A 24,648-nucleotide genomic window follows, 5' to 3' on the forward strand; every position below is an offset into this window, starting at 1 on the left:
ATGGATAATCACTACGAGTTTGAAGAAGAATATCGAGATACTATTGCGACAGTAGACGAATCTGGCAAAAGAATTTGGATTTATCCAAAAAAGCCAAAAGGAAGGTTTCACAACTATCGTATTCTAGTGACTGTGGTACTATTGGGCCTATTATTCTCTGGGCCATTTATGACCATAGACGGACGCCCCCTGCTGCTACTGAATATTTTTGAAAGAAAGTTTATCATCCTCGGCCAAGCATTTTGGCCGCAGGATTTCTTTTTATTGGCCTTATTGGCAGTTACTTTTTTTGTTTTCATCATTCTCTTCACCGTGGCATTTGGAAGAGTTTGGTGTGGATGGGCTTGTCCGCAGACCCTATTTATGGAAATGGTATTCCGAAAAATTGAATACTGGATAGAAGGTGATGCCAACCAACAAAGAAAATTGAATGCTTCACCATGGAATAGTAAAAAAATCTGGAAAAAATCTCTAAAACATATCATATTCCTCTCGATTGCCATACTAATAGCTCATACTGTGATGGCCTATTTAGTTGGGATCGATGATGTGTTAAATATAATATCTCAACCTCCTGCTACTCATATGAGTGGATTTATTGGACTGTTGGTCTTTACAGGTATTTTCTATTGGGTCTTTGCCTATTTCAGAGAGCAAGCTTGTACCGCTGTGTGCCCGTATGGCAGGCTGCAAAGTGTGCTGATTGTGAAAGATACTATAGCCGTCATGTACGACTGGCTGAGAGGCGAACCTAGATCCAAATTGAAAAAATCCAAACAGGCATCGGATGCAGGTGATTGTATTGACTGTAAACTCTGTGTTCATGCCTGCCCTACTGGTATTGACATTCGAAATGGCACTCAATTGGAATGCGTGAATTGTACGGCTTGCATGGATGCTTGCGACGAAGTCATGCTTAAAATCAACAAACCAGAAGGATTAATTCGATTGTCATCACATACAGCAATCGAAACTGGACAGAAAAAACTATTCACGCCAAGAGTAGCAGGTTATTCCATTGTGCTTATTGCCATGTTGACATTTCTTTCGTTCATGTTAGTTTCGAGATCTGATGTCGAGATTACCGTGCTGAAGGTACCAGGTACGCTGTATCAAAAAACTGATGACGGACAGATTTCTAACCTCTACAACATTCAGTTTATTAACAAAACTTTTGAGGAAATGGAATTGGAACTGAAAGTTTTGAATCTAGAAGGTGCTCATATAGATAGAGTTGGAACGCAGAAAATTATCATTCCTGCCAATGATAAATACGAAGGAGTATTCTTTATAAAAATGCCTACTTCCAACATTTCACAAACGAAGTCGAGTGTTGACATTGGTGTTTTTAAGAATGGCGAAATGATAGAAGAAATTGATACCAAATTTTTGGGGCCTGTAAAAATAAAAAAATGAATTGGGGTAAAAGCATTGTCTTAACTTTTGTGTTGTTTGCTGTTCTTATCATTACTATGGTAACCATCTCGATGCAGCACGATGTCAATTTGGTGGCAGACAATTATTATGAGGAGGAATTGGCCTATGAAGATCAAATGAATCGCATTCGGAATTTTGAGGCACTCAAAGACAAACCTACTATCGTCAGGAATGGAGACAAAATCGTTCTAAGTTTCCCGGTACAAATTGCTAGGCAGATAGAATCTGGGGAAGTTCATTTCTTTAGACCTTCTGATCATGGGGTAGATAAAAAAATCAAAATCAAACTAAACAATCAATATCAGCAATCCTTTCCTGCCTCAGTATTTAATGCTGGATTATGGAAGACAAAACTCAGATGGAAATCTGAAAACAAAGAGTACTTTTTCGAACAACAAATAGTACTCTAATGTATTGGACGGCACTCTTTTTAGGTTTCGTGGGCAGTCTACACTGTGTGGTCATGTGTGGTCCTATCGCGCTCGCACTCCCTGGTCAACAATCATTATACAAATTTCTACTGAGTCGCTTTCTTTATAATTCTGGAAGAATCTGTACCTATGCATTGATTGGTCTTTTGTTTGGTCTGATAGGAGAAATGATCTCATTTGGTGGATACCAACAAGCATTTTCCATTGGCATGGGTTTATTCATGATAATGGTAGCCTTAGCAGTCTCCAGTCCACTCAGAGGCAAAATCTACCAACCTATGTATAAGCTTGCTCAAGGGTTAAAAAAACTGCTATCAAAATCGCTACGAACGACCAAATTATCAGGCACGTTCATTTTAGGGACTCTGAATGGTTTCCTTCCTTGTGGGCTAGTCTATGCCGCAGTGGCAGGTGCATTGGCTACTGCTAATTTGTCTGATGGATTGATCTACATGGTCGTGTTTGGGCTTGGCACCTTTCCTGCCATGTTTGCAATGGCCTTGTCTGGGCGAACACTCAAAGGTCTATCACAGATCAATCTAAATAAGATCTCAACTATTTTTATTTTCACCCTTGGCTGTCTACTGATCATCCGTGGACTGGATCTCAACATTCCCTTTCTCAGCCCTGCTATTTATCTTCTTTATCCCACTGCTGGCATTACCATTTGCGAATAGAGAATTCTCCAAGAATAATTCTTGTTTGATTACCTCATTTCTTTAAATCAACTTAAATTGAAGCCTAATTACACAAAGACCAACAACAGACTTCATGAAGCTATTTATAAAAATCCTAAAGATCAGCTTATTAGTTTTTTTTATTACGCTAACTACCCTGTTAGCAGCTGGTTGGCTCCTTCAAGATCGCATTGTCCGTTTTGCCATGGAAGAAATGGGCACCACCTTTGGTGCACCACTCGCAGCTGACAAAGTTTCTTTTTCCTTAATAAGCGACTTCCCCCAGGCTAGCTTGAAATTTGACAACATCTGGCTTGGCAGATACCAATACGACGAGTCTAACGAGATACTTGGTACTGATACGTTGGCAAAGTTTCAAAGACTATATGTCAGCTTGAATGCTAAAGCATTAATGGATGATGAGATAAAAATTCAAGATGTGAAAATTGAAGATGGTTTTGTGCTTTATGCAATTGACTCCACAGGAGCCATGTCTTATGATTATTTGATTCCTGTGGACACCACCGCCATAGTTGATGAAGAAGCTTCTGCCCCTCTTGATTTGACCGTGGATGAAATCTCACTTACAAATTTCAAACTTTTATATAGTGATGATCAACTCAAGGCCAAAGCCAATGTATTTATTCCTGAATTGATCGCAACTGTGCAAATGGATGATATCAATTTGAGTGCTACAGCCAACGGAAAAGTTGAATTATCTAAATTAAAATTTGAGGACACAAAAGCTGATAGAGTAGAAAAAATTGATTTGGAATTTGATGTGTCTTATGCCGCAGACACTGTCTTCGCTCAATTATTCAAACTAGATGCTGGCGACGTAACAATGGATGCCAAAGGCAAAGTCTTTGTGGGAGATCAAACATACACAGATCTATCTTTGTCTGTATTTGCTCCAAGTCTTGCGGCCTTGACCAAATATGCTCCCGAAGATATGCTTAAGGAATATGGCATCAGTCAGGTATCTGGTCAATTGAGCATGAGTACCCAACTCAAAGGAATTGTAGGAGATGAATTACCTTTTTATGATGCAAATGTGGACTTATTTAAGGCCAGTATTAAATATCAAGATTACCCATTGGTTTATAATGTAGAACTCAAAACCTCTGCAACCAATGGCAAGAGAAAAAACAATAGCACCACATCTATTGGTTTGAAAACATTCAAAGCAGACTGTAGTGGAAACCATATAGAACTCAGTGGCCAATTCAGTAATTTGGACAAATTAAATTTTAATTTAATATCAAAACTTGAGCTTGATTTAGATGCTTCCAAAGCCTATATCCCAGACTCTCTTTTCAAAAGTTTAGGTGGGAAGATTATTGCAAGTTTTAGCACCAAAGGTGTAATGCCAGACTCTGTTGATAGTCAATTTATAGAGACTATGGCCAACAATACAATAGCCCATATAAAAGCAGACAATATTCACTTGTCCATAGACTCAGTCATCAATATAAGAAAGTTATCTGCTCAATTGGGTTACCAAACAAAAGAAATAGAAATTAAGAATCTCAATGCATACTTCCCCGATTACAAACAAAGTTTAGTCAACAACTCGCTAAAGCTGCAGCTTAGTGGTGATTTAATGAATCCAGACAAAATGCATGCAAACATTCCTTCCTTCAATTTTGGAAATAAAAATGCCAGACTCAGAGGCAGCGCTTCGTTTAAAGATGGGAAAATATTTGCGTTTGATCTCAACTCTCATCTGGATCTAAATCTTAAAGAGCTAAAGCAATATGCGCCTGATGCACAGGTCAAAAGCATGAAAGGTAAATTCATAGCTGATATCAAATCTAGAGGACAGTTTCATATTGATTCTATAGAGAGTCAGATGGAATCTATTCTATATGATCAAACCAGTCTCAATATTCAATTCAAGAATATTGAGACAGATATGACAGACACATTGATGAATATTCAAAATTTGAACGGACGCATTCAAATGGCAAATCAAGTCATCCAAATTGATGATTTGAGTGGATTGTATCAAGGGATCGATTTTGCCATTGAAAAAACGACCGTCTCCAACCCTTTTAGAACTGCTATACAAAATCAGCCTGGCACCTTGAAAGTAGATGGAATTTATCGTTTTGGCGATCTGGATTATAGGATTTTGGGAGCCTTTGTATCAGAAGAGGAAGACACACCACCTAGCCAAGAGGAGTCCGAACCCACACGCTGGAATTATGAAATCACAGGCCAGGCATTTGTCCAAAGCTTTAGATATGACAATATCATTATTAAAGGAATTGAAACTGACTATAACATCAAAGACGCCACGAATCTGATTAAAGGCAATGTGAAAATTGATCAAACATTATATGACCAAACTATTATCAATAATCTATCAACTAAATATGTGGTGGACATGACCACTTATGAAACCAAAGGAAAACTGGCAATAACGGACATGAAATATGAGGATGCGTGGCTTAAGGAAATTTCAGCCCTCTATAACGTGAATGACACTGTTTATACCATAGACCAATTGAAAGTAAAAGGCTTTGGCGGCGAAACCAATTCTTCCATAAAAGTGAATATGAAAGAAAATGATGAAATGGAAATCGAAATGAAAAGCACCATTGCCAATCTGGACATCCGTAGATTGATGAAAGAAATGAAAAATTTCGACCAAACAGAAATGACATACGAACAACTGAATGGTGTAGTGTCATCCAATAATTTCTTCCTAAGAATGACCATGATAGGTGACTCCATCGTGTACGATGATATGCGGATGACATGTGATCTGACATTTGAAGATGGTGGCATTTACCAATATCCTCCAGTGCAAGATATGGCACAGTACCTACGAAAAGTCGACAACCTTGACACCATGAGCTTTAAAACCATTAACACCCATATGTTCTTGTTCAAGGACGCGGTCTATGTACCAAGAACTTATGTGGTGACCAGTATATTTGACGTAGACGTAATTGGAATGCAAAGTTTTGGAGAAGACTATAGATATCATGTGGGAGTAAATCTGGGTCAGGTCTTAGGAAAAAAGAAAGCCTCCAGTCTTGATGACGACTCAGATACCAAGAGGAAAAAAATGATTCGAGTGAAGGCAGAAGGAAGAAAAGGAAAATATAAGAGTGGGTTGGACAATCCAAAAGATAGAGATGCTATGAAACTCAAAGTCAAGACTCAAGAAAAAATACTTGAATTCAGATTTCAGCCACAATTTTTTAATTTTGACACTGGAGCTGATAAAATATAGACTGTCATGCAATTTTTATCAAAAGACAGCATTAGCTTTATTAAAGAACTAATTCTTATAAAATAAAAGGACTATGAAAATTAACTTAAAAATATTGGCTATGACTGCCATTGCTTCTTTCGCTTTATATTCTTGTGGTGGAGATGACGAGGAATCTTGTCAAAATGATGACAGTATTTGTACTGTGGACGTCACGGTTTGTTGTACTGAAGGATCAGACAATTGCAAATATCAAGTGGGTGATAATGAATATGACAATATCGAAGATGCCCTAGAAGATTCGGAATGCTCCGCTAGTAATAAGGCGCCAGTAGACGGAAAGTCTAGAATAGCCGAGCAATTCCGAGCGCTAGTAGTAAAAGCAAAAGCTAATCTCTAAAAAGAGATTAGTTTACCTTCATTTATCGAAAAGGGACTTAAGCCAAGAATCAGATTTACGATTCTTTTTAAGTTCCTTTTCTAGTTTATCTCCTCTTGGGTTTATCGCTACGATCACACCATCTCCATCCAATAGATAACTCATAGGCACACTAGATATGCCATAGGCCACTGCTGCCTCATTTCTCCAACCTTTCAGGTCACTCACATGGCTATCCCAAATCAGACTGTCTTTTTCAATAGCCTTTTTCCAGGCTTCTTTCTTTTTGTCCAATGAAACACCATAAACAGTAAATCCCATGCCGTTTTCAAACTCTTGATCTTTATATTTTAGATAAGTCTCCACTATCTCAGGATTTTCTTTTCTACAGGGCTTGCACCATGAAGCCCAAAAATCAAGAAATACCATTTGACCACGAAGAGAAGATAATTTTACAGGCTCCCCATTAAGATTAGGAAGCACAATGTCAGGTGCAGTATCACCAATCTCAAAACCTTCATCAGGTGTACCTCCCAAGGTGAAAATCAGTAAAAAAGTAAGTATCTGTTTCATAATCGTCAATTAGCCAAAAACTGAGCCAATTAAAAATCAAGACTCAGTTTCAACTTTAAATATAGCGTTATCTAGGTAATATTGATGTAGATAAATAAAAGAATGGCAACAAAAAAACCACGCTTACACGTGGTTATATAGTTGAGGTTATGTACTCTAATTTGAAACATAACCAGTTGAAATCATTAACAATAATAAAGGTTCCTTTGATTAGATGGTAGGCTTATTCTCTTTTTTTTCTAAAGGTTATCGGAATATACTCATCAGTAGGAAGCCCTATATGAGCCAAATCCCATCTTTGATCATAACTTGATACCAAATTTTTGATGCACTCTACTCTATCTTCTGTTGGAAAAGGGCATTCTTCCCAATAGAAAATCTCAACCCTGTAGTTGTACTGTTTCTTGATTCCATTGATCTTAACTTCAACACTGATGTCCTGATCTTCTTCCAGCCTAGGGATTTCAATTCCGATGATACTCATAATTTCAAGTTTTATGTGATATAGTTAATTTATGTTAACAAAAAATATACCTAACCACTTATCTTACTGAATCACTGATAGTTACAATATTTTTGTTTTTTGAAAAATGAACGATTTTGATACATAAGATGTGCGATTATTGTGCATCATTTTTGCAAAGTGAGTATTTAAAATAAATGTTTGAACATATTTATGTAGTGCACGTACACAAAACTCTAGAAAATATTAATTTGGCAAATTGAAAGAACGGTTAACAAATATGAACATGCGCAATTGGTGGAAACTCTTAGTCATCCTTACCCCTATTGCCCTCAGTGGCTGCTATCGCCCTGAATATCCATCTAAATTCATCTCTTCTGACTTGAAGGAATTCGAATCCTATCAAAAAAAATGTGCTTCCAGACCCTCTCCTCCTGCTAGAGCCATCACTACCATGGGAGACACTGATGTCTTTATTACCTATAGCCAACCTGCAGTCAGAGAAAGAACTATATGGGGCGACTTGGTGTCTTATGATAAAATTTGGAGAACTGGCGCCAATGAGGCAACTGTCCTTTCTGCCACAGGAGACATACTAGTCAATGGGGATACCCTGTTGGCTGGAAATTATGCTTTATATACCATCCCCACAAAAGACAAATGGACAGTTATACTGAATACAAAATATGAAGTATGGGGTGCCTACGATTATGATGAGTCACTGGACGTTTTACGCTTTGAAGTCGAACCAAGTACCAACAATGAAATGAGCGAACGAATGACATTTAGTATAGAAGAGACTGGTGTTGTAGAATTTGCTTGGGACAAACTTAAGTTTGACTTCTTGGTGATGCCGCTTTAATCAAGCCACTACTACCTCTCTTACCGTCATCACTCCCTCTTTGTCCAAAGCTTGAAGGCTTACCAGCTTGACTTGATTGATCAATGATTCCTGAGCAGGTAATTTTACTTTGAGATAATTTTCTGTAAAGCCATACATAAAATCATCCTTGATGTCATTTTCTAAAAGTACAGAAAACTCTTTCCCAATCTGTGACTCATAAAAAGCCCGCTTCTTTTTCTCAGATAAGATGCGCAGCATATTCGAGCGCTCATTTCGCTCTTTTTTAGGTACCACACCTTCCATATCTACAGCATGCGTGTTGGCTCGCTCAGAATAGGTAAATACATGCAAGTAGGAAACTGGCAACTCATTGATGAAATTATAGGTATCCAAAAAGTCCTCATGAGTCTCTCCAGGAAATCCAGTAATAACGTCTACACCAATACAGGCGTCAGGCATCACTTCTTTTATTTTTGCTACCCGTTCTACATACAACTCACGTAGATACCTCCTGTTCATCAACTTCAATATCTTATTGCTTCCAGACTGTAGAGGAATGTGAAAATGCGGAACGAATCTCTTGCTTTGTGCTACAAACTCAATGATTTGATTGTTTAATAAATTAGGCTCTATGGATGAAATTCGGAAACGCTCTATTCCCTGCACCTCATCCAAGGCTTTCACCAATTCAAGGAAACGTTCTTTTCTTCTCCCACCTTGCACACCAAAGTCTCCAATGTTAACCCCAGTCAGCACCACTTCTTTCACTTCTGTAGCTGCAATTTCATGTGCTGACTTGAGTATGTTTTCTATACTATCACTTCGACTTTTGCCTCTAGCCAATGGAATGGTGCAAAAAGCACAACCATAGTTGCACCCATCTTGAACCTTTAAGAATGTACGGGTACGATCTGCAACTGAATAAGCATTATTGAATTCTGTGGCGTTGGAAATTTCAGAAGCGCAGACAATTGCTTCTTTTTGTTTTTCAAAATCTTTAAGGTGCTCAAGCAATTTGAATTTTTCTGCAGCACCAAGTACGGCATCAACACCAGGAATTTCAGAGATCTCCTTTGGCTTCAATTGTGCAAAGCATCCTATAATGACCACAAAAGATTCTGGAGATATCTTTTTAGCATTTTTTACTATCTGACGACATTTCTTATCTGCATTCTCTGTTACAGAACATGTATTGATCACGAAAATATCTGGTCTATTCTCAAAAGCCACCTTTTCATATCCCTCCTCTTCAAAAAGCCTGGATATGGTTGAAGTCTCCGAAAAATTGAGCTTGCAGCCCAAGGTATAAAATGCTACTTTTTTCATGCAAATAGAATAAAGCGCAAAGCTACTAAAAAAAAGAAAGCCCCACTAGGGGCTTTCTCCAAGGTAAATCTCTCTACCTTTTTCTCAATGAAGCGTCTTTCTTTAGGTTGGTATCAATTAAAGTCTAGGGCCTAAAGTAGGCCAAGCTTTCGAATCTTCAAAATGTGAGGCTTTTTATTTTAAATATTGCAACTTCCTTATCCAACCTCTGTCTTTACTTTCAAACAATAAATAGTAAAACTCATGAAAAGAATTATCACTTGCCTAGGTATCCTGCTAGGTGCGTCTTTACTCGCAAATGCTCAAACTAGCGAAACTCGAAATCTTGATTCATTTAATGAAATACGTGTTTCGGAGTCGATCACTGTAAGACTAAAAAAAGGGAACGCCAATGTTGCTCAAATAGAAACACGTGGTGTGGATGCTGACAGAGTAGAAACTGAGGTGGAAGGGTCCACCCTTTACATTAGAATGAAAAGAGGAAATTACTTTTCCAAAAATGTAGAAATAGACCTGACCTACGCGCAGGAATTAGAAGCCGTATCAGTAAGCTCTTCCGCATCTGTCATTAGTAAAGATGAAATAGCCGTGGAAGATTTTGACATCAGAGCCAGTAGCTCAGGAAGAGCGGACTTGTTACTCAATGTAAGAAAATTAGACGTAAGAATATCTAGCAGTGCAGATGTGTTCTTAGATGGAAAGGCAAAGTATCAAGATATTGATATCAGTAGCTCAGGAAGGCTGTCTGCTTATGGTTTGGACAGTGAGGAAGTGGATATAAGTGTGAGCAGTTCAGGCAAAGCAGAAGTCACAGTACACGGCCTACTTGAAGGGAAAGCCAGTAGTAGTGGAAGGGTCTACTACAAAGGTTCACCTGATAAGGTCTATGTAGACACCAGCAGCAGTGGAAAAATTAGAAAAGAAGGGTAACACAAAATCATTAAAAAGGTGTTTTATAAAACTTAAACACCTTTTTAAGTTTTTCTTATGGTTTGGGCAATTCGTCAAATGAAATGGTATAAATATCGTCAAACCCATTTTGTGGGTTATCCATCAAATGTCGCAATTCCTTAATTGAATTAGCACCAACCTGCTGTTTCCGATTGCTGGTGAAATAGAAGATCTTCCCGTCAGCCGAAACAAAAGGGCAATAATCCAATTTGGTGGAATTGATTTGGTCTCCAAGAGGCTGTGCCATTTGCCAAATGCCGTTCGTTTGATATGCTATGTATAAATCTCCTCCCCCCAGCCCATCAGGTCTTTTGTATGAACTAAAAATAATAAAACGTTCGTCTGGATCTATAAAAGAATTGAATTCATAAGTAGCTGTATTAATAGCACTGTCCATTGATATGGGGGCTTGATATTCTCCGTCTTTTAATAGGCTATAGTAAATGTCTTCCTTGCCTTTGCCCACCTCTAGGGTGGCAGTATAGTACAGTGTCCCCCTATTGGATACTGATGGAAAAAATTCATCTCCCTCAGTATTTATTATAGTATCCAAAGCCATTGGATTTCCCCATCCATTTTTTTGTTTATCCACATACCAAATATTGTAATCTTGACTTTCGTCTCCATCAAACAATGGACGATTGGATGCGAAATACAATTTTTTCCCATTTGGGTCAAACATTGGCTCTATGTCCTTATAGATTCCTGAAAACGACACCAACTTTGGCTCGCCCCATTCCTTGCCTTCTTTCAGTATTTCTACAATCATTCGTGTCTCATCATTATAGCTATGGATAGAATAAAGCAAATGATTGTCCTCAGCCGAAATAGTTAGATCTCTTTCCTTGTATTTGGTGGAGACCTTGCCCGACATGAAAAGTTCTGGTTCTTGTGCCAGAGCTGGCGATATGGCACAAAGCAGGGCCAACAACGCCAGCCCATGCTTCAACCATTCTACCGAAGAATATTTATTAGTTTTCATTCTAAAAGTTGTTGTGGTAGATATCATTTTAGTTCTTGATTAAAAATTTTATGATCTGTCTTTCTGTATGGTCAGTCAGAATTAGTTGGTATGCGCCTGCTCTCAAGCCAAATGCTTTCATATCCAGGTAAGATAAGTCAGACCCAACATTTTCTATATATGTGTGGCGCTTGCCAGTCATATCTATGATTTCAATGGTGCTAATTTCTAATGTTGTACTGAGGTTTAATCTATCAATTACTGGATTTGGATATACCTTCAAACTTTGGTTAATATCGGAAATATTCAAAATATTGGGGTCTGTCACCATCACATAATCCTCTCGGGTTTTCTCATAAACTTCGCTCCCATCAGTAATAGTTAGCTTAATAGAATAAGTGCCAGCTGTCTCATAAGCATAATCAGGATTCACTTCATCAGCATCTACCACTCCATCATTGTCAAAATCCCAGGCATATTCCACTTCATTGGACGTGGCGTAGACTGATAAATCCTCAATTTCAATCTTATCACCAATAAAGATGGCTCGATCCAAAATTTTGAAATTGGTTCTAACAAAATCAGTTGGGATAGTTTCTGTAATACTTGTGATCTGATTGATATCAACGTCATCAAAGGATTCTGATTGGCCTAATGGCCAAATCACCTCAACTAAATCTATCGAGCTAGCATCTCCAAGGCCAAAGTGTGCCCTTAGGCTATTTTGTCCATTGTAGCATGACTGTGACGACACCTCCCTCATTTGCACAGTCACCTCTCCATTGATAGTTGCCGTGACTTTCACCTTAGCTCCTATGGCAGACTGATTGGAAGCCGTACCTTTTAAGTCTATAATAACCCAATTGTTGTCATTGCCTAAATTGTGATAAAGGCCATTCGTTTGACTTTCGTTAAAAGTATTGGCCACGAGCAAGTCTAAAAATCCATCATTATCATAATCCCCAAACGCTGCTCCAAATGACCAACCTGTTTCTTCCACTACCAAATGATCAGCATCTTCTGTAAACGAGCCATCACCATTATTGAAATATAAATTATTGGAGATTTTAGTGCCACCTTTAAAGCCATTGGCAACAAACAAATCCAAATCTCCATCATTGTCTATATCACCCCAGGCCGTGCCAAACGAATAGTGTGACCCATTGATCACTAGACTGGCAGATAGGGCTGTAAATGTTCCGTCACCATTGTTTTGATACAACTCATTAGGTTGGGCGAAGTTGGCTACGTATAAATCCAGATCTCCATCATTGTCGTAATCTGCCCAACTGCTCCCCGTGGATTTATTCGCGTTGGTAGTAATAGAATTACTCTGGCTCGTGAATTCTCCGTCTGCATTTATATAAAGTTGATTTTGCGAACCTTCGTTTGATACAAAAAGATCGAGATCATTATCATTGTCAAAATCAATCCAATTGACACTCCTTGAATTGAAAGAAGATTCTATAATAGATGAACCCGTAGCAGTTAGAAATGATCCATCACCCTGATTAATATAAAATTGATTGGTCGAACCACTCCCGTTTGAACTATTGGTAATATATAAATCCAAATAACCATCTTTGTCAAAATCCGCCCAACTGGCAGTCTCTGAGAATCCCGAATTGTTGATAGAATTGTCTATGCTAAATTGCGATTCATTATTGGTGTAGTAGTAATTCTTTGCACCATACCAGGTCACCACATACAAGTCCAGGTCTCCATCATTGTCTGTATCTCCCCAAGTGGCTCCATCAGATTGGCTCTGATCATTGACAATGATCTCTGATTCATTTTTAGTAAATCCTCCAGTCCCATCATTCATATACAATTCATTGTCCTCGCCACCTTTTACACCATTGGTGATAAAGATGTCTAGCCAACCATCATTATCAATATCAGCAAATGTGGCTGCTCTGGAGCTTCCAGCATGACTAGTCACAGCATTGTCAACTTTTTCAAAAGATTGCCCAAGCAGAAAATGTGAACTCAAGCAAAAAATGGGAATAAGGTAAAATTTCATGGTTATAGTTTTTAATTACTACAATGAAACATAGCCCCTTTCATTTCGCCCTATTGCTTATTGGGATACTCGTTAAACTGGTACAATGGCTTGCTGAACTGTTAGATATTGCCAGTGGTGAGATCATTAATTTGATCCTTGTAGGTTCTCCCTGACTTGACCACTTGACCATTGTGCATGTGAAAATAGAATTCAGAATTGGTGTGTGGCCTAATCTCAGCAATTTTGTCAATGTTGATGATGGCTGACTTATGAATTCTTCGGAAATACTTTGGGTGTAGCTTTTTCTGAATCTCGGATATTGATTTGTAAAGCAGAAATTTTCCTTGGTTCTCGTGTATCTCCACATAGTCACCAGCAGCAGCTACCACATGGATATCCTCAATCTGAATGTGTTTGATTTTCTTGGAGTCTTTCACTACTAACTTGGTAGGAAAATGACCTGACTCTTTTTCTAAAATTGAGTTCGCATAATCCATCTGAAACTTGGATAACTCCATTCGAAAATCATCCAACTGAGCCAATCTCAGTTTCTCAAGTGCTTTCTTCATGGTATCATGAAATCGCACCCTGTCAAATGGTTTCAATAAATAATCAATTGCATTCAATTCAAAGGCTTTGATCGCGTACTGGTTGTAAGCTGTAGTAAAAATCACCAAAGGTTGATGCTCCAGCTGACCACTATCCAACACAGATATACCATTCATTTTGGGCATTTCAATATCCAGAAACAATAAGTCAGGCGCATGTAAGTTGATTGTCTTCACTGCTTCTACCCCGTTGGCTACTTCTGTGATGGCCCCCACTTCTTCAAAATCCTCTAAATACGAAACGATTATCTCTCGCGCTAATGGCTCATCATCAGCTATTAAAACTTTCAGTTTCATAAATCAGAAGTATTTAAGATTGGAAATACTACTTCTGTAGTACAGATAACTGGATCAAACTTAAGTTTGAAATGATCACCAAAAAGGGAGGCTAGCCTTTTTCGGGTATTGCCCAGTCCCATACCTTCTTTATATTGGACATCAAATTGAAGCTCAGTTTCCACTATATCCTTTACTGAAATATTAAGATTATCATTCTGTATATAAGCTTTAACCAAAACATGTCCACGATTATCATTTGGAATAACACGATGCACTAAGGCATTTTCCACAATTGGTTGCAAAAATGCTGGAGGTACCAGCACCAGTTCAGTTTCTTCTTCTATGTCAAAAGTATAGGTCAGTTGCTCACCAAATCTCAGTGCGTAAATTTCCAAGTACCTTTTTATGAAATCAATCTCTTCTTTCAGAGTTATCCAATTTTTCTCATCCATATTCAAACTCTCTCTAAGCAAATCGCTGAGTTTGGCTATTACTGTAATAGCCAAATCATTTTCCTTTTTAAGTACCAAGCCCGAAATGGCATGCAAGGAGTTGAACAAGAAATGTGGTTTCATTTGCGCTTTCAGAATGCCCAATTGTGCCTCTACCAGATTTCTATTCAAGGCTTCTTGCCGCTCAGCCAACTTCCTTGACTCTGTATAAGCCAAAGCAGCCACAGAAGTGGCTAAAAAGCCTAAGCCCAGAATTAGATTCGAATGAAATCGAAAAGAGATGAGCTGGAAATAGATATTATCAAATGTCCGTTCACGATCAGAACCTAATCTTTCAAAGTAATGAATCAGGGATTCAGAAAAAAGCACAAAGGCCAACGCACCAATTAATATCAAGAGCAACTTCAAAGAGAAATTGAGCCAATTTGATTTATGCTTATACCATCGTTTTGTAAAAAAGTACAAAACGGGAGAGATAGGAATCCAACACAAAATGAACAAATCGTTGAGAATGATATTCCAATAGGGTGCTGGTTTTTGATTAATCTGATAGAAAAACAGACTTTCTGAAACAGTCAGGGCAAAAACTAAAAACCAAACGCCTGAGCTAATGGCAAGGAATCGCCACAGGGGGTACTGACCAGACTTAATGGTATGAGTTGTCAAGATTTAAAAATATTCGAAAGGTAATTACAATCCTTCATTACCAGCATCAAATACAAACTTCCATGACTTATCCGCTTGCTGTCTCCAAATGCTGACATAGCTACCCACACCCAAAGAATCTCCAGCTATGGAAGAAATCAAGTAGGTTCCATACGTATAGCCCAAATCGCCAGATTTGGCTATGTCTGCAAACATAGGTTGCCATGTCAACCTAAAAGTAGAATCTGGCCTACTGAAATGACGATTAATTACCGTATCCTTGCCTACAATCGGCAATGAATTGTTTCTTAACACCACACCATCATCTGCTATGTATGTTTCGAATGCATGGTTCATGCCTTTTTCATAAGAAAGTTGAGAAAAGGCACGATCAGTTTCTTTAAGCACCTCAGCATTTACAGGTTCAACGGGTTGTTCCACAACAGGCTGTGTGGACTGACATGATGAAAAGAAAAGGGCAATGATGGATAGAGCGTATAATTTTGAGTTATTCATATTGACGTTTTTTTTGATCTAACAATCAATTTATAAACTCCACCTACTTAAAAGAGTACCGTTCATGTAATAGTAAGTATCAATCAGGGTCACCAAAATTGACGTTCACACCTCTCCCATAAAGCACAGTCAGTACTTCTTCATTTTGCTCAGCATAAATTTTATCATCTATACTGTTATCATACTTATCAATACTCAATATCTCTAGTTCGTTCATTCCTTTTAGTTCTGTGGGGATTTGTTTGATGTCGTTATTGCTCATGTCTATAAATGTCAGCTGTTTCAAAAGCAATATGGACTGAGGAAATTCTGTAAATTGGTTATAGTTGAAACGTATGGTGTGCAAAGCATCCAGCTGGCTTAATGAGTTGGGCAAACTTGATAAGTTGTTGTGATGAATAAACATTTGCTTGAGATTCATTTCGCCAAGTGACTCAGGCAGATAACTGATCTGATTAAAAGCCAGAAATAAGCTATTCATCTGTACAAGACTAGAGATTTCACCAGGTATCTCCTTTAGCTGATTGTAAAAAAGATCTAGCTCCTTGAGCGCTGTCAAGCCAAAAATTTCTACAGGCAGTTCACTCAATTCATTTTTATAGAAAGAGAGCTCTGTGAGTTGATTCAAATTCTTAATTTCAGGAGAGATATTGATCAGTTTATTTTCACGGACAATCAGTTTTTTCAGATTAGTCATTTGGTAAACATCCTCTGGGATCAGTGTCCACTGCATACTTGAAGCATACAGTGCCTCCAAGTTTGGCAGCTTTCTTGAAACCTTAAAATTTTGATTTAGTCCTTCGTTTCCAGAAATATTAAGTGAATTCAGATCCTTAAAACGCTTTACGCGATTGGGCACGCGCTTCAAATCATTGTAGCTCACATCCAATAGCTTCAAATGTTTCAAGTGTTTTACTCGTCGTGGAACAGTACGCAATTCATTGCTCTTTAGGGTAATTTCTTCAATATTTGAAAGGTGAGCCACCTTCATTTTCTTTATGGACAAAACATTTCTATCTAATCTGATCTTTCTAAGTTTAGGCAAGTGGTTTAACTCATCAGGCAACTCTTTTATGGTATTGCCACTAAGATCGAGTGATGTGATATTGGTACATTTATAGGCGAATGATGGAATTTCTGTCAAATGACAATTGGATAAATCCAACTCTTGTAAGGAATCTAATGTTTCTGACATACGATAGGATTCCAATCTTTTCAGTGCGCGATGATATCTACGATAATCTAGATAAGCATCATAGAATTTTCCTAAGGAATCTTCGCCATAATTAGTTCTGATTTTTTCAGCCATGGCCTCAATATCTACTTCTGATTTTGAGAACACACTATTTTGAGCTATAGATTCAAAAGCAAGGATTAATACCAAAAATCCCGTAATGAGAGTTTTATTGACCATATTATTTATTTAAAATTCAAATATACCAGATCATTTTTTACTCACCCAAGGATTATTCTTTACATAAAATCTCCAGGGCAATAACGCATCTTCTTCAGCATAGTCTACTCCCACTCTTGTGGTTTCAATGATTTGGTAGTCCTCGACCATTTCGCCCTCTTCAATCCAAACTGAAGATTCATGGAGTAATGCTCCAGTTAGTTGTGTAGTGATCCCCATAGACTTAGCTAAAATACCAGGACCATTGGTCAACTTTTTATTATTTGATTTTAGCCTTTCCGCCATTATATATTGCCCTTTCACGGGTTCCAAAGCACGGATAAGTACCGCATCAGCAGTGCCTTCCTTATTGGTCACCACATTAAACAAATGATGGATACCATAGCACAAATAGACATAAGCGCAACCACCCTGTTGATACATAACCTCAGTACGAGGCGTTCGCTTGCCATTGTTGGCATGACAAGCCTTGTCATGGCTACCACTATAGGCTTCTACTTCTATGATCTTTCCTTTACAAAGCTGCCCATCTATCTCCGTGCAAAGCACTTTTCCAAGCAAATCCCTAGCTACTTCCACGACATTTGACCTGAGGTAAAAGCCGTTCGGCAAAATATTTAAACTATCTTTCTTCATTCGCAAACCTGAAATCAGGATGAACGTATAACACCCCGTAATTTTAACAATCAAAATGAACTTAATTATGTACAAAACCAAACTGTTTAAACTCAGTTTCGCAGTGGCACTTTTTGCCATTTCTTTTAACGGAACTGCTCAAATTAATACACCTGCACCAAGCCCTGCAGGTTCAGTATCAGCTACAGTGGGTCTTACTGAGATTGAAATCAACTACTCTAGACCTCAAATGAAAGGCAGAAAAATCTTTGGTGACAGTGATGCGTTGGTCCCAAATGGTCAATTATGGAGAGCTGGCGCAAATGCTGGTACTACTGTAAAATTTAGTGACGACGTAAAAATAGCTGGACAGGACTTAGCTGCTGGAGAGTATCTATTCTTAGCTACTCCTGGAGCTTCTGAATGGGAAGTTGTTTTCTATTCAGACATCTCTTTAGGAGGAAACGTGTCTGCCTATGACGACAGCAAAGCTGCGCTAAAAGCAAAAGTAAAGTCTTCTAAACTGACTGAAACTGTTGGTACACTGACTTACAATATTTCAGAGATCAGCGAGAACAGCGAAAATGCTAATATTCAATTGGCTTGGGAAAACACGGCTGTAAACGTGCCTGTACAAGTATCTTTTGATGAGACAGTGATGAAGGCAATTGCAGAAAACACAGTTGTGAATCCAAGAAACCTGATGACTGCGGCTAGATATTACCTATCAGCAGATAAGGATCTGAATCAGGCCTTGGCCTGGGTCAACACCTATTTGGCTACAGGAGACAATAGTACGCAATTCTGGAATGTTCATGTGAAAGCTCAAATACTAGCTAAGCAAGGCAACAAGAAAGAAGCCATCAAAGTAGCAAAGGAGTCTATGGCTGCTGCTAAAGCTTTTGAAGGTGGTGATTTCGGCTACATCAAAAGAAACGAAGATCTCATTGCTTCTTTGAAATAATCAATAAAATTCCAATTATGGAAGCCATTTTGCTTTGCAGAATGGCTTTTTTTATTCCTATCCATTGAAGTTGGGCTTTGAACGATTGTATTATATTTACAAATCAAATAATCCCATCAGTATTGATCAAAGCACTCTTCTCACCTGCCAGTATCCTACGTAAGGCCGTTTTCTTATTCACCTTCGTTACTCCCTATTTGGCGCAAGCACAGCTCAGAATTGATAAGGTCACACCACCATCTTTTGAGGCTTCAGCACTCATAAAGTATTGTGATCATCCAGTAGGTTCGAAATACGGCATACCCAAAATAAAGTACCCCATCAAAACGCTGGTGAACAAAGATTTGTACATTCCGATTTCATTAACCTATCATTCCATAGGTATTAAGGTAGAAGAAGAAGCCACATGGGTCGGGCTGGGTTGGCGATTAAATGCTGGAGGCGTTATCACAAGAATCATCCGTGGAGAAAATGATTTTTCCGTGACAGAGGAAACAGATACACAAAAAGCATTAGGTTATCCTTTTGAGCATATCAAGCCCTGCTTTGATGATTGTGAGGAAAATGAAAATGATGAATTTCATCAAAAAGTCTGTGCAGGAGAAATCGATTCAGATCCTGATATATTCTTTTTTGATATCATGGGAATGAAGGGTAAATTTTTGATGACCCCTGATCATGACCCAAACAAAGCATATATAGAAATCAATATGATCCAACCTAGAAAAATTCAGGTTCGATTTTATGTCAAAGACAATTACTGGACAGCCACAGATAGTCGAGGTTTTTCGTATACGTTCAAAGCAAGAGAAATTACCAATTCATTCGACAATTACTATGACTATAAGCTGGATTCTCATAAGCTTCATTTTCTCGAACATTTCAATCAAGCCACCACTTCATGGTATTTGACTGAAGTAAAATCTCCACAAGGCGCCACGGCACAATTTCAATATGACATTACTGAAAGTGGCTCTAGCCCATTTGCCAGTAATAGTACGAGCCATAAAATGAATATCAATGATGGCGACATTTGGGATTTGCATTACTCATCTTATTGTTTTCCGCCAGGCATTGAAAATGTACAAATCGTATCAGAGAACCAGCACCGTGATGTTTACCTCAAATCAATCACGAATGGAGACTATACTGTAGCTTTCAATAAATCTGAACAAGAGTTTCAAAATGAGCTTAAAGTCAAAAAATCGGAACTGGCTGGTGGAAAATATTTAACAGAAATACCAGAAGGATATGCGCGTCAACAGCTAGACGAGGTTATAGTTTCTAAATCTGGTGATGTAATCAGCACCAGCAGATTTTTCTACTCCTACTTTAATGAAGACCTATTCGGGAATGACGCCTTCTTGTACAAAAGATTAAAGCTAGATAGCTTAAACACACAAAACAGAACGCAATCCAAAGGCTACAAATTCAGCTATGAAGAAGATGCCATGCTCCCATCCAAAGAAAGTCATGCTCGCGACCTATGGGGGTATTACAATGGTGAGGAAGACTTATACAACATTACCCCTTCAGACTTTTACAATTATAGTCAGCCAGAAAAGCTCCTTCAAGAGGAAGGGAAATCAAAGCATTATTCTCTGGAATACTTGCAAGCTGGAATACTAAAAAAAGTAGATTACGGAAATAGTAGAACAATTGAATTTGCTTATGATCATCAGGAGTTCGAGGAAATAGATGACGAAATATCAAGTCATTTCTCCGAAAACATGAAAGACTCAAACTTCAAAGAACACTTAAATCCGTACTTATTTGGGGGATTGAGAATAAAAGAAATCATAGACACCTATCCTACTGAGCAGATTTATAAGGACTTCAGTTATAAAATAGAAGGCAAAGAAACAGGCAAACTCATCATCTCTCACTACAGCCATGACCATAATGGCTATGGACATAAGACCTCAGGCAATCATGGGGTGAAATACAGCAAGGTGAGAATCAAAACAGGCAAATTGTTTCGAGGAAAAAAATTTTAAAGACTTAACTCTACTTTAAATGAAAACGATCATTACATTTCTATTATCTATGATGGGCCTAAGTTCGGCGTTCGCACAAGAACTCGCAGGTGTATTTTATGACCCAAGAGATAGGCAAGAGTACGAAACTGTCATTTTAGAATTTGAAATAGATGGAACAAACCTTGTCAGAGAATGGTTTACCACCAATCTTAATTTTGAAAAAGAGGGCTCTTTCTGTTACAAAAACTATCAAGAGTATTGCAACTCTTATGGTAGACTTTATGCCTGGACAGCCGCCATGGACGCATGCCCTACAGGGTGGCATCTTTCTACCCAAGAGGAATGGGATATGCTTACCACATCTTATGGTGGGGTGCAGTTTGCTGCAGCAGAGATCAAAGAAGGTGGAGATAGTGGACTTGAAATTAAAATGTCAGGTTTTGGAGAACAGGATGGCTCCTATATTGATATAGGCGTCAATGGCTACTATTGGAATACGGCTGATCTAAATGCCAAAGCACCAGGATTAATCACCTTTCATACAGGTGAAGAATACCTCAGTTCTGATCAAATCAATCAGACACACAGAAACAGTGTACGTTGTGTCAAAGACTATTAAAGCTTAGACTTTAACAATGCCAAATTTTCCTTAGCCAGGGCATTAGTAGAGTCCAGTTGTAGACTTCTAACAATTAATGAATCTGCCAACTCATAGTTGCCTAAATGGATCTGAATCAACCCTTTATTGTTTAAGAAGTATGGCTGATCTTTTACTATTCCTATGGCAACATCTATCACAGAATCTGCAAGTTCAAGTTTGCCTTGCGCTAAGTAAACCAAGGATATTGGGTTCAAGACTTCTGGTGCATTATTTCGAATATTTAAAGCAGAATTAAATGCTTCTTCTGCCTCTTCATAAGCCTTCAGGTGATAATTCATTACGCCCAGGTTAGTCCAAGAATCAAAGTGCTTGTTGTCTTTGGCTATGGCACTTTCAAAGCTATTCTTTGCTTGCACATACTTTTCTTGCTGACCATACACGTATCCTTCTATACTATATACCAATGCCGTATCTGGATGTAGCTTCTTCAAAACATTCAAGTCACTCAATGCCATGTCGTATCGCTCCATAGCGAGATAGGTGTAGGCTCGATTGAATAATACGTCATCAAAGTCAGGGCGAACCTGTCTCACCTGATTGTAATCCGCCAGAGCCAATGCGTAGTGTCCAGTCTCATAATAAGCCACACCCCTATTCAGATGAGCATCCACTATCTCATGATCCATCTCCAATACTTTAGAATACAGTGCAATGGCATCTTCATAATAAGCATCATTGAGCTTTTGTGTAGCTGACTCAAAGGTTTTTTTAATTCGATTCTGCTTATTGTTGGGGCCACATGAGGTAAATAGGAGAATTATGGCCAGTACTAAGTATGGACGCATGATAGAAGTTTATTTATTTGATACTAGCACAAAACTATCACAAGCTTTGAAAACTAGTGGGTACAAACAAAAAAAGCTTCGAATGAATCGAAGCTTTTACTTAGTCCTGTTTATTTGATGAATTATCTAATAAACAACATTTCTCTGTATTTAACTAATGGCCAATCTTCATCGTCTACAAACAATTCCAATTTGTCCACTGCATATCTGATCTTATCAAAGAATTCACCTTTTACATTATCGCAATATGCAATGGCTCTTTCTCTGCTCTCTTCTATGTCGTTCGCTTTTTTACGCGCTTCAATCATGGCTAGAGTATTAGCTTTCACACTAGATGCATACTCAGATATTTGCTTAATAGTTTCCACTACTTCTGTATTATCTATACCTAGCTCTTTTAGACCTTGCGCATTCTTAATCAGCTTGTTTTGATAAGCAATAGCTGTAGGCAAAATATGATTCAGTGCCAAATCGCCCATCACACGAGATTCTATTTGAAGTTTCATGATGTAGTTTTCCAACATGATTTCATGACGTGCGTCAATCTCAATGTCAGTCATGATTTTGTTGTTTTTAAATACCGCCTTGGCCGCATCGCTCACATAAAAATCAAGTGCTCTTGCCGTATCTTTTACATTAGACAATCCTCTTTTTTCAGCTTCATCTGCCCATTCTTGAGAATAGCCATCTCCTTCGAATCTGATTGCCTTAGATTGTAGGATGTACTCTCTCAGTTCGCCTATGATCGCCAATTTCTTATCCACTCCTTCTTTGTCTATACGACCAGTGACCTTCGCATAAAATTGATTGAGCCTCTCTGCCACTATGGTATTCAAAACAGTCATTGGGTTGGCCACGTTGGCATCAGATCCCACAGCTCTGAATTCAAATTTATTTCCTGTAAAGGCAAATGGAGAAGTTCTGTTCCTATCAGTATTATCCAGGATGATTTCAGGAATTTTATCAATTCCCAATTTCATATATACATTATCACCTTTGTCTACTTGTACATCTCTATTCTTTTCTAATTCATCAAGAACACTTGTCAACTGCTCTCCAATAAATGCTGAAATGATAGCTGGAGGTGCTTCATTGGCTCCCAATCTATGGTCATTCCCTGCAGATGCAATACTGGCTCTTAGCAAATCTGCATGCTCATGTACAGCTTTCAAAGTACAAACTAAGTATACCAGGAATTGTAAATTTTCCCGAGCACTGCTGCTTGGTTGAAATAAATTCACTCCAGTATCTGTCAATAGCGACCAGTTGTTATGCTTTCCACTTCCATTCAATCCTGCAAAAGGCTTTTCATGGAAAAGCACTTTCAAATCATGTTTCAAAGCCACTTTGTCCATCACATCCTTCAACAACTGATTGTGATCCGTTCCTTTGTTTACTTCCTCATACATTGGCGCACACTCAAACTGAGCAGGTGCCACCTCATTGTGACGAGTCATCACAGGAATACCCAATCGCTGACACTCATATTCAAATTCCTTCATGAATTCGAATACTCTAGGGGTGATTGTACCAAAGTAGTGATCATCCAACTGCTGGCCTCTGGCTGGATTATGACCGAACACTGTCCTTCCCGCCATGACCAGATCTGGTCGTGCCGCATACAAGGCTTTGTCCACCACGAAATATTCCTGCTCCCATCCTAAAGATGCTGTTACCTGAGTGACGTTACGGTCAAACAACTTACAGACTTTAGTCGCGGCTTTATCTACTGCATCCATTGATTTCAACAATGGCGCTTTGTAATCGAGCGCTTCACCAGTATATGCTACAAAAATTGTAGGAATACAAAGTGTAGTATCTATAATAAAGATGGGTGAACTTGGATCCCAGGCTGTATATCCCCTGGCTTCGAAAGTACTTCTAATTCCTCCATTAGGGAATGAAGAAGCATCCGGCTCCTGCTGAACTAGCGCACTTCCTTTGAATTGTTCTAAGCCTTTAGAAGGATCGAAAAAAGAATCATGCTTCTCTGCAGTAGCACCTGTCAATGGTTGAAACCAGTGCGTATAGTGCGTTACCCCTTTGCTCATCGCCCAGGTCTTCACTGCTGCAGCTACAGCTTCGGCTGTTTCTGCGTCAATTTTTTTACCTCTTTTGATGGCTTTGTCTACTTTCTTGAAGACGTCAGATGAAAGTGAAGCCCTCATCTGGTCTGAACCAAAAGCCAGTTCTCCAAAGAAGTCCGAGATCTTGCCTTCTGGTAAATGGAATTCAACGTTCTTTCTGGATTGTACCATGTCCAGAGCTTTGAATCTTAAATGCGCCATGTTATGTGTATAGTTTATATTTCAAATTGATTGAACAAAAATAAATATTCCCTTCCGTTTTTAGTCTATTCACTTTCATATTTCGTATTTTTTTATCTAAACAGGTAATTTTTACACCTGAATTGCTACTTTTTTCAGTTTTTCGATCAAATATTACGTATTTATCAATATT

General features: G+C 38.4%; 22 protein-coding genes. 10 read left to right on the forward strand and 12 right to left on the reverse strand.

Going from position 1 to position 24,648, the window contains the following annotated elements; all coding sequences use genetic code 11:
* The 5 genes from ccoG to B9A58_RS01495 all read left to right on the forward strand — a co-directional run bounded on the left by ccoG (nucleotide 1) and on the right by B9A58_RS01495 (nucleotide 6,168).
* Entirely contained in the window at nucleotides 1–1,416 is a 1,416-nt protein-coding gene (gene ccoG, locus B9A58_RS01475) for a cytochrome c oxidase accessory protein CcoG (protein ID WP_084370652.1), read from the forward strand.
* A complete protein-coding gene (locus B9A58_RS01480; RefSeq protein ID WP_084370653.1) occupies nucleotides 1,413–1,847 on the forward strand; it encodes a FixH family protein in 435 nt (144 codons plus the stop codon). Before ccoG ends, B9A58_RS01480 begins: the two co-directional genes overlap by 4 nt.
* A complete protein-coding gene (locus B9A58_RS01485) occupies nucleotides 1,847–2,545 on the forward strand; it encodes a sulfite exporter TauE/SafE family protein (RefSeq protein WP_084370654.1) in 699 nt (232 codons plus the stop codon). Before B9A58_RS01480 ends, B9A58_RS01485 begins: the two co-directional genes overlap by 1 nt.
* 94 nt (nucleotides 2,546–2,639) lie before the next feature.
* Complete coding sequence (locus B9A58_RS01490; protein ID WP_084370655.1) at nucleotides 2,640–5,789, forward strand: AsmA family protein; 3,150 nt, start codon at nucleotides 2,640–2,642, stop codon at nucleotides 5,787–5,789.
* A 73-nt stretch (nucleotides 5,790–5,862) separates the two neighbouring features.
* Nucleotides 5,863–6,168: a hypothetical protein gene (locus tag B9A58_RS01495; protein WP_084370656.1), complete on the forward strand. Its 306-nt coding sequence runs from the start codon at nucleotides 5,863–5,865 to the stop codon at nucleotides 6,166–6,168.
* An 18-nt stretch (nucleotides 6,169–6,186) separates the two neighbouring features.
* Here B9A58_RS01495 and B9A58_RS01500 read toward each other — a convergent pair whose 3' ends face one another.
* Together B9A58_RS01500 and B9A58_RS01505 are read right to left on the reverse strand one after the other, a co-directional pair.
* Nucleotides 6,187–6,720 carry a peroxiredoxin family protein gene (locus B9A58_RS01500; RefSeq protein WP_084370657.1) on the reverse strand — a complete coding sequence of 178 codons (534 nt, stop codon included), beginning with the start codon at nucleotides 6,718–6,720 and terminating at the stop codon, nucleotides 6,187–6,189.
* Nucleotides 6,721–6,943: 223 nt separating this feature from the next.
* The gene (locus tag B9A58_RS01505; RefSeq protein WP_084370658.1) at nucleotides 6,944–7,204 is read right to left on the reverse strand and encodes a hypothetical protein; all 261 of its coding nucleotides are present in this window, start codon (nucleotides 7,202–7,204) and stop codon (nucleotides 6,944–6,946) included.
* Nucleotides 7,205–7,469: 265 nt separating this feature from the next.
* Between B9A58_RS01505 and B9A58_RS01510 the strand changes: the two genes are divergently transcribed.
* The gene (locus tag B9A58_RS01510) at nucleotides 7,470–8,045 is read left to right on the forward strand and encodes a DUF2911 domain-containing protein (RefSeq protein WP_176214642.1); all 576 of its coding nucleotides are present in this window, start codon (nucleotides 7,470–7,472) and stop codon (nucleotides 8,043–8,045) included.
* On the opposite strand, the gene mtaB is transcribed toward B9A58_RS01510, so the two are convergent.
* Nucleotides 8,046–9,353, reverse strand: coding sequence for a tRNA (N(6)-L-threonylcarbamoyladenosine(37)-C(2))-methylthiotransferase MtaB (mtaB, locus tag B9A58_RS01515; RefSeq protein ID WP_084370660.1), 1,308 nt, complete (start codon nucleotides 9,351–9,353; stop codon nucleotides 8,046–8,048).
* A 243-nt stretch (nucleotides 9,354–9,596) separates the two neighbouring features.
* On the opposite strand from mtaB, the gene B9A58_RS01520 reads away from it, so the two are divergent.
* The gene (locus B9A58_RS01520) at nucleotides 9,597–10,283 is read left to right on the forward strand and encodes a head GIN domain-containing protein (protein ID WP_084370661.1); all 687 of its coding nucleotides are present in this window, start codon (nucleotides 9,597–9,599) and stop codon (nucleotides 10,281–10,283) included.
* Nucleotides 10,284–10,338: 55 nt separating this feature from the next.
* Here the strand turns inward: B9A58_RS01520 and B9A58_RS01525 are convergent, their stop codons facing one another.
* From B9A58_RS01525 to B9A58_RS01555, 7 genes are all read right to left on the reverse strand, one after another.
* Nucleotides 10,339–11,286, reverse strand: coding sequence for a PD40 domain-containing protein (locus B9A58_RS01525; protein ID WP_176214643.1), 948 nt, complete (start codon nucleotides 11,284–11,286; stop codon nucleotides 10,339–10,341).
* Between the two features lie 28 nt (nucleotides 11,287–11,314).
* The gene (locus B9A58_RS01530; protein WP_084370663.1) at nucleotides 11,315–13,288 is read right to left on the reverse strand and encodes an FG-GAP-like repeat-containing protein; all 1,974 of its coding nucleotides are present in this window, start codon (nucleotides 13,286–13,288) and stop codon (nucleotides 11,315–11,317) included.
* Nucleotides 13,289–13,389: 101 nt separating this feature from the next.
* Nucleotides 13,390–14,175: a LytR/AlgR family response regulator transcription factor gene (locus B9A58_RS01535; RefSeq protein WP_084370664.1), complete on the reverse strand. Its 786-nt coding sequence runs from the start codon at nucleotides 14,173–14,175 to the stop codon at nucleotides 13,390–13,392.
* Nucleotides 14,172–15,275, reverse strand: coding sequence for a sensor histidine kinase (locus B9A58_RS01540; protein WP_084370665.1), 1,104 nt, complete (start codon nucleotides 15,273–15,275; stop codon nucleotides 14,172–14,174). The genes B9A58_RS01535 and B9A58_RS01540 overlap by 4 nt, the downstream gene beginning before the upstream one ends.
* Nucleotides 15,276–15,299: 24 nt before the next feature.
* Nucleotides 15,300–15,770 (reverse strand): YybH family protein, encoded by a 471-nt coding sequence (locus B9A58_RS01545; protein WP_084370666.1) that lies wholly within the window; start codon nucleotides 15,768–15,770, stop codon nucleotides 15,300–15,302.
* 79 nt (nucleotides 15,771–15,849) lie between these two features.
* A complete protein-coding gene (locus B9A58_RS01550) occupies nucleotides 15,850–17,184 on the reverse strand; it encodes a leucine-rich repeat domain-containing protein (RefSeq protein ID WP_084370667.1) in 1,335 nt (444 codons plus the stop codon).
* Between the two features lie 30 nt (nucleotides 17,185–17,214).
* The gene (locus B9A58_RS01555; protein ID WP_084370668.1) at nucleotides 17,215–17,820 is read right to left on the reverse strand and encodes a DNA-3-methyladenine glycosylase; all 606 of its coding nucleotides are present in this window, start codon (nucleotides 17,818–17,820) and stop codon (nucleotides 17,215–17,217) included.
* A gap of 67 nt (nucleotides 17,821–17,887) precedes the next feature.
* Between B9A58_RS01555 and B9A58_RS01560 the strand changes: the two genes are divergently transcribed.
* The 3 genes from B9A58_RS01560 (at nucleotide 17,888) to B9A58_RS01570 (ending at nucleotide 21,361) form a co-directional block, all read left to right on the forward strand.
* The gene (locus tag B9A58_RS01560) at nucleotides 17,888–18,763 is read left to right on the forward strand and encodes a DUF2911 domain-containing protein (protein WP_084370669.1); all 876 of its coding nucleotides are present in this window, start codon (nucleotides 17,888–17,890) and stop codon (nucleotides 18,761–18,763) included.
* A gap of 122 nt (nucleotides 18,764–18,885) precedes the next feature.
* Nucleotides 18,886–20,760 carry a hypothetical protein gene (locus B9A58_RS01565; protein ID WP_084370670.1) on the forward strand — a complete coding sequence of 625 codons (1,875 nt, stop codon included), beginning with the start codon at nucleotides 18,886–18,888 and terminating at the stop codon, nucleotides 20,758–20,760.
* A gap of 19 nt (nucleotides 20,761–20,779) precedes the next feature.
* Nucleotides 20,780–21,361: an FISUMP domain-containing protein gene (locus B9A58_RS01570; RefSeq protein WP_084370671.1), complete on the forward strand. Its 582-nt coding sequence runs from the start codon at nucleotides 20,780–20,782 to the stop codon at nucleotides 21,359–21,361.
* Here B9A58_RS01570 and B9A58_RS01575 read toward each other — a convergent pair.
* Nucleotides 21,358–22,188, reverse strand: coding sequence for a tetratricopeptide repeat protein (locus tag B9A58_RS01575; protein WP_084370672.1), 831 nt, complete (start codon nucleotides 22,186–22,188; stop codon nucleotides 21,358–21,360). The genes B9A58_RS01570 and B9A58_RS01575 overlap by 4 nt on opposite strands.
* A 122-nt stretch (nucleotides 22,189–22,310) precedes the next feature.
* Nucleotides 22,311–24,476 (reverse strand): glutamine synthetase III family protein, encoded by a 2,166-nt coding sequence (locus B9A58_RS01580; RefSeq protein WP_084370673.1) that lies wholly within the window; start codon nucleotides 24,474–24,476, stop codon nucleotides 22,311–22,313.
* Nucleotides 24,477–24,648 lie beyond the last annotated feature (172 nt).

Origin of the sequence: Reichenbachiella faecimaris, from assembly GCF_900176375.1 — a bacterium.
GTDB lineage: Bacteria > Bacteroidota > Bacteroidia > Cytophagales > Cyclobacteriaceae > Reichenbachiella > Reichenbachiella faecimaris.

Excerpts from the sequence above, each read along its gene's own strand:
- ccoG (WP_084370652.1), top strand. The coding sequence starts at position 1 with ATGGATAATCACTACGAGTTTGAAGAAGAATATCGAGATACTATTGCG.
- B9A58_RS01480 (WP_084370653.1), top strand. The coding sequence starts at position 1,413 with ATGAATTGGGGTAAAAGCATTGTCTTAACTTTTGTGTTGTTTGCTGTT.
- B9A58_RS01485 (WP_084370654.1), top strand. The coding sequence starts at position 1,847 with ATGTATTGGACGGCACTCTTTTTAGGTTTCGTGGGCAGTCTACACTGT.
- B9A58_RS01490 (WP_084370655.1), top strand. The coding sequence starts at position 2,640 with ATGAAGCTATTTATAAAAATCCTAAAGATCAGCTTATTAGTTTTTTTT.
- B9A58_RS01495 (WP_084370656.1), top strand. The coding sequence starts at position 5,863 with ATGAAAATTAACTTAAAAATATTGGCTATGACTGCCATTGCTTCTTTC.
- B9A58_RS01500 (WP_084370657.1), bottom strand. The coding sequence starts at position 6,720 with ATGAAACAGATACTTACTTTTTTACTGATTTTCACCTTGGGAGGTACA.
- B9A58_RS01505 (WP_084370658.1), bottom strand. The coding sequence starts at position 7,204 with ATGAGTATCATCGGAATTGAAATCCCTAGGCTGGAAGAAGATCAGGAC.
- B9A58_RS01510 (WP_176214642.1), top strand. The coding sequence starts at position 7,470 with ATGCGCAATTGGTGGAAACTCTTAGTCATCCTTACCCCTATTGCCCTC.
- mtaB (WP_084370660.1), bottom strand. The coding sequence starts at position 9,353 with ATGAAAAAAGTAGCATTTTATACCTTGGGCTGCAAGCTCAATTTTTCG.
- B9A58_RS01520 (WP_084370661.1), top strand. The coding sequence starts at position 9,597 with ATGAAAAGAATTATCACTTGCCTAGGTATCCTGCTAGGTGCGTCTTTA.
- B9A58_RS01525 (WP_176214643.1), bottom strand. The coding sequence starts at position 11,286 with ATGAAAACTAATAAATATTCTTCGGTAGAATGGTTGAAGCATGGGCTG.
- B9A58_RS01530 (WP_084370663.1), bottom strand. The coding sequence starts at position 13,288 with ATGAAATTTTACCTTATTCCCATTTTTTGCTTGAGTTCACATTTTCTG.
- B9A58_RS01535 (WP_084370664.1), bottom strand. The coding sequence starts at position 14,175 with ATGAAACTGAAAGTTTTAATAGCTGATGATGAGCCATTAGCGCGAGAG.
- B9A58_RS01545 (WP_084370666.1), bottom strand. The coding sequence starts at position 15,770 with ATGAATAACTCAAAATTATACGCTCTATCCATCATTGCCCTTTTCTTT.
- B9A58_RS01550 (WP_084370667.1), bottom strand. The coding sequence starts at position 17,184 with ATGGTCAATAAAACTCTCATTACGGGATTTTTGGTATTAATCCTTGCT.
- B9A58_RS01555 (WP_084370668.1), bottom strand. The coding sequence starts at position 17,820 with ATGAAGAAAGATAGTTTAAATATTTTGCCGAACGGCTTTTACCTCAGG.
- B9A58_RS01560 (WP_084370669.1), top strand. The coding sequence starts at position 17,888 with ATGTACAAAACCAAACTGTTTAAACTCAGTTTCGCAGTGGCACTTTTT.
- B9A58_RS01570 (WP_084370671.1), top strand. The coding sequence starts at position 20,780 with ATGAAAACGATCATTACATTTCTATTATCTATGATGGGCCTAAGTTCG.
- B9A58_RS01575 (WP_084370672.1), bottom strand. The coding sequence starts at position 22,188 with ATGCGTCCATACTTAGTACTGGCCATAATTCTCCTATTTACCTCATGT.
- B9A58_RS01580 (WP_084370673.1), bottom strand. The coding sequence starts at position 24,476 with ATGGCGCATTTAAGATTCAAAGCTCTGGACATGGTACAATCCAGAAAG.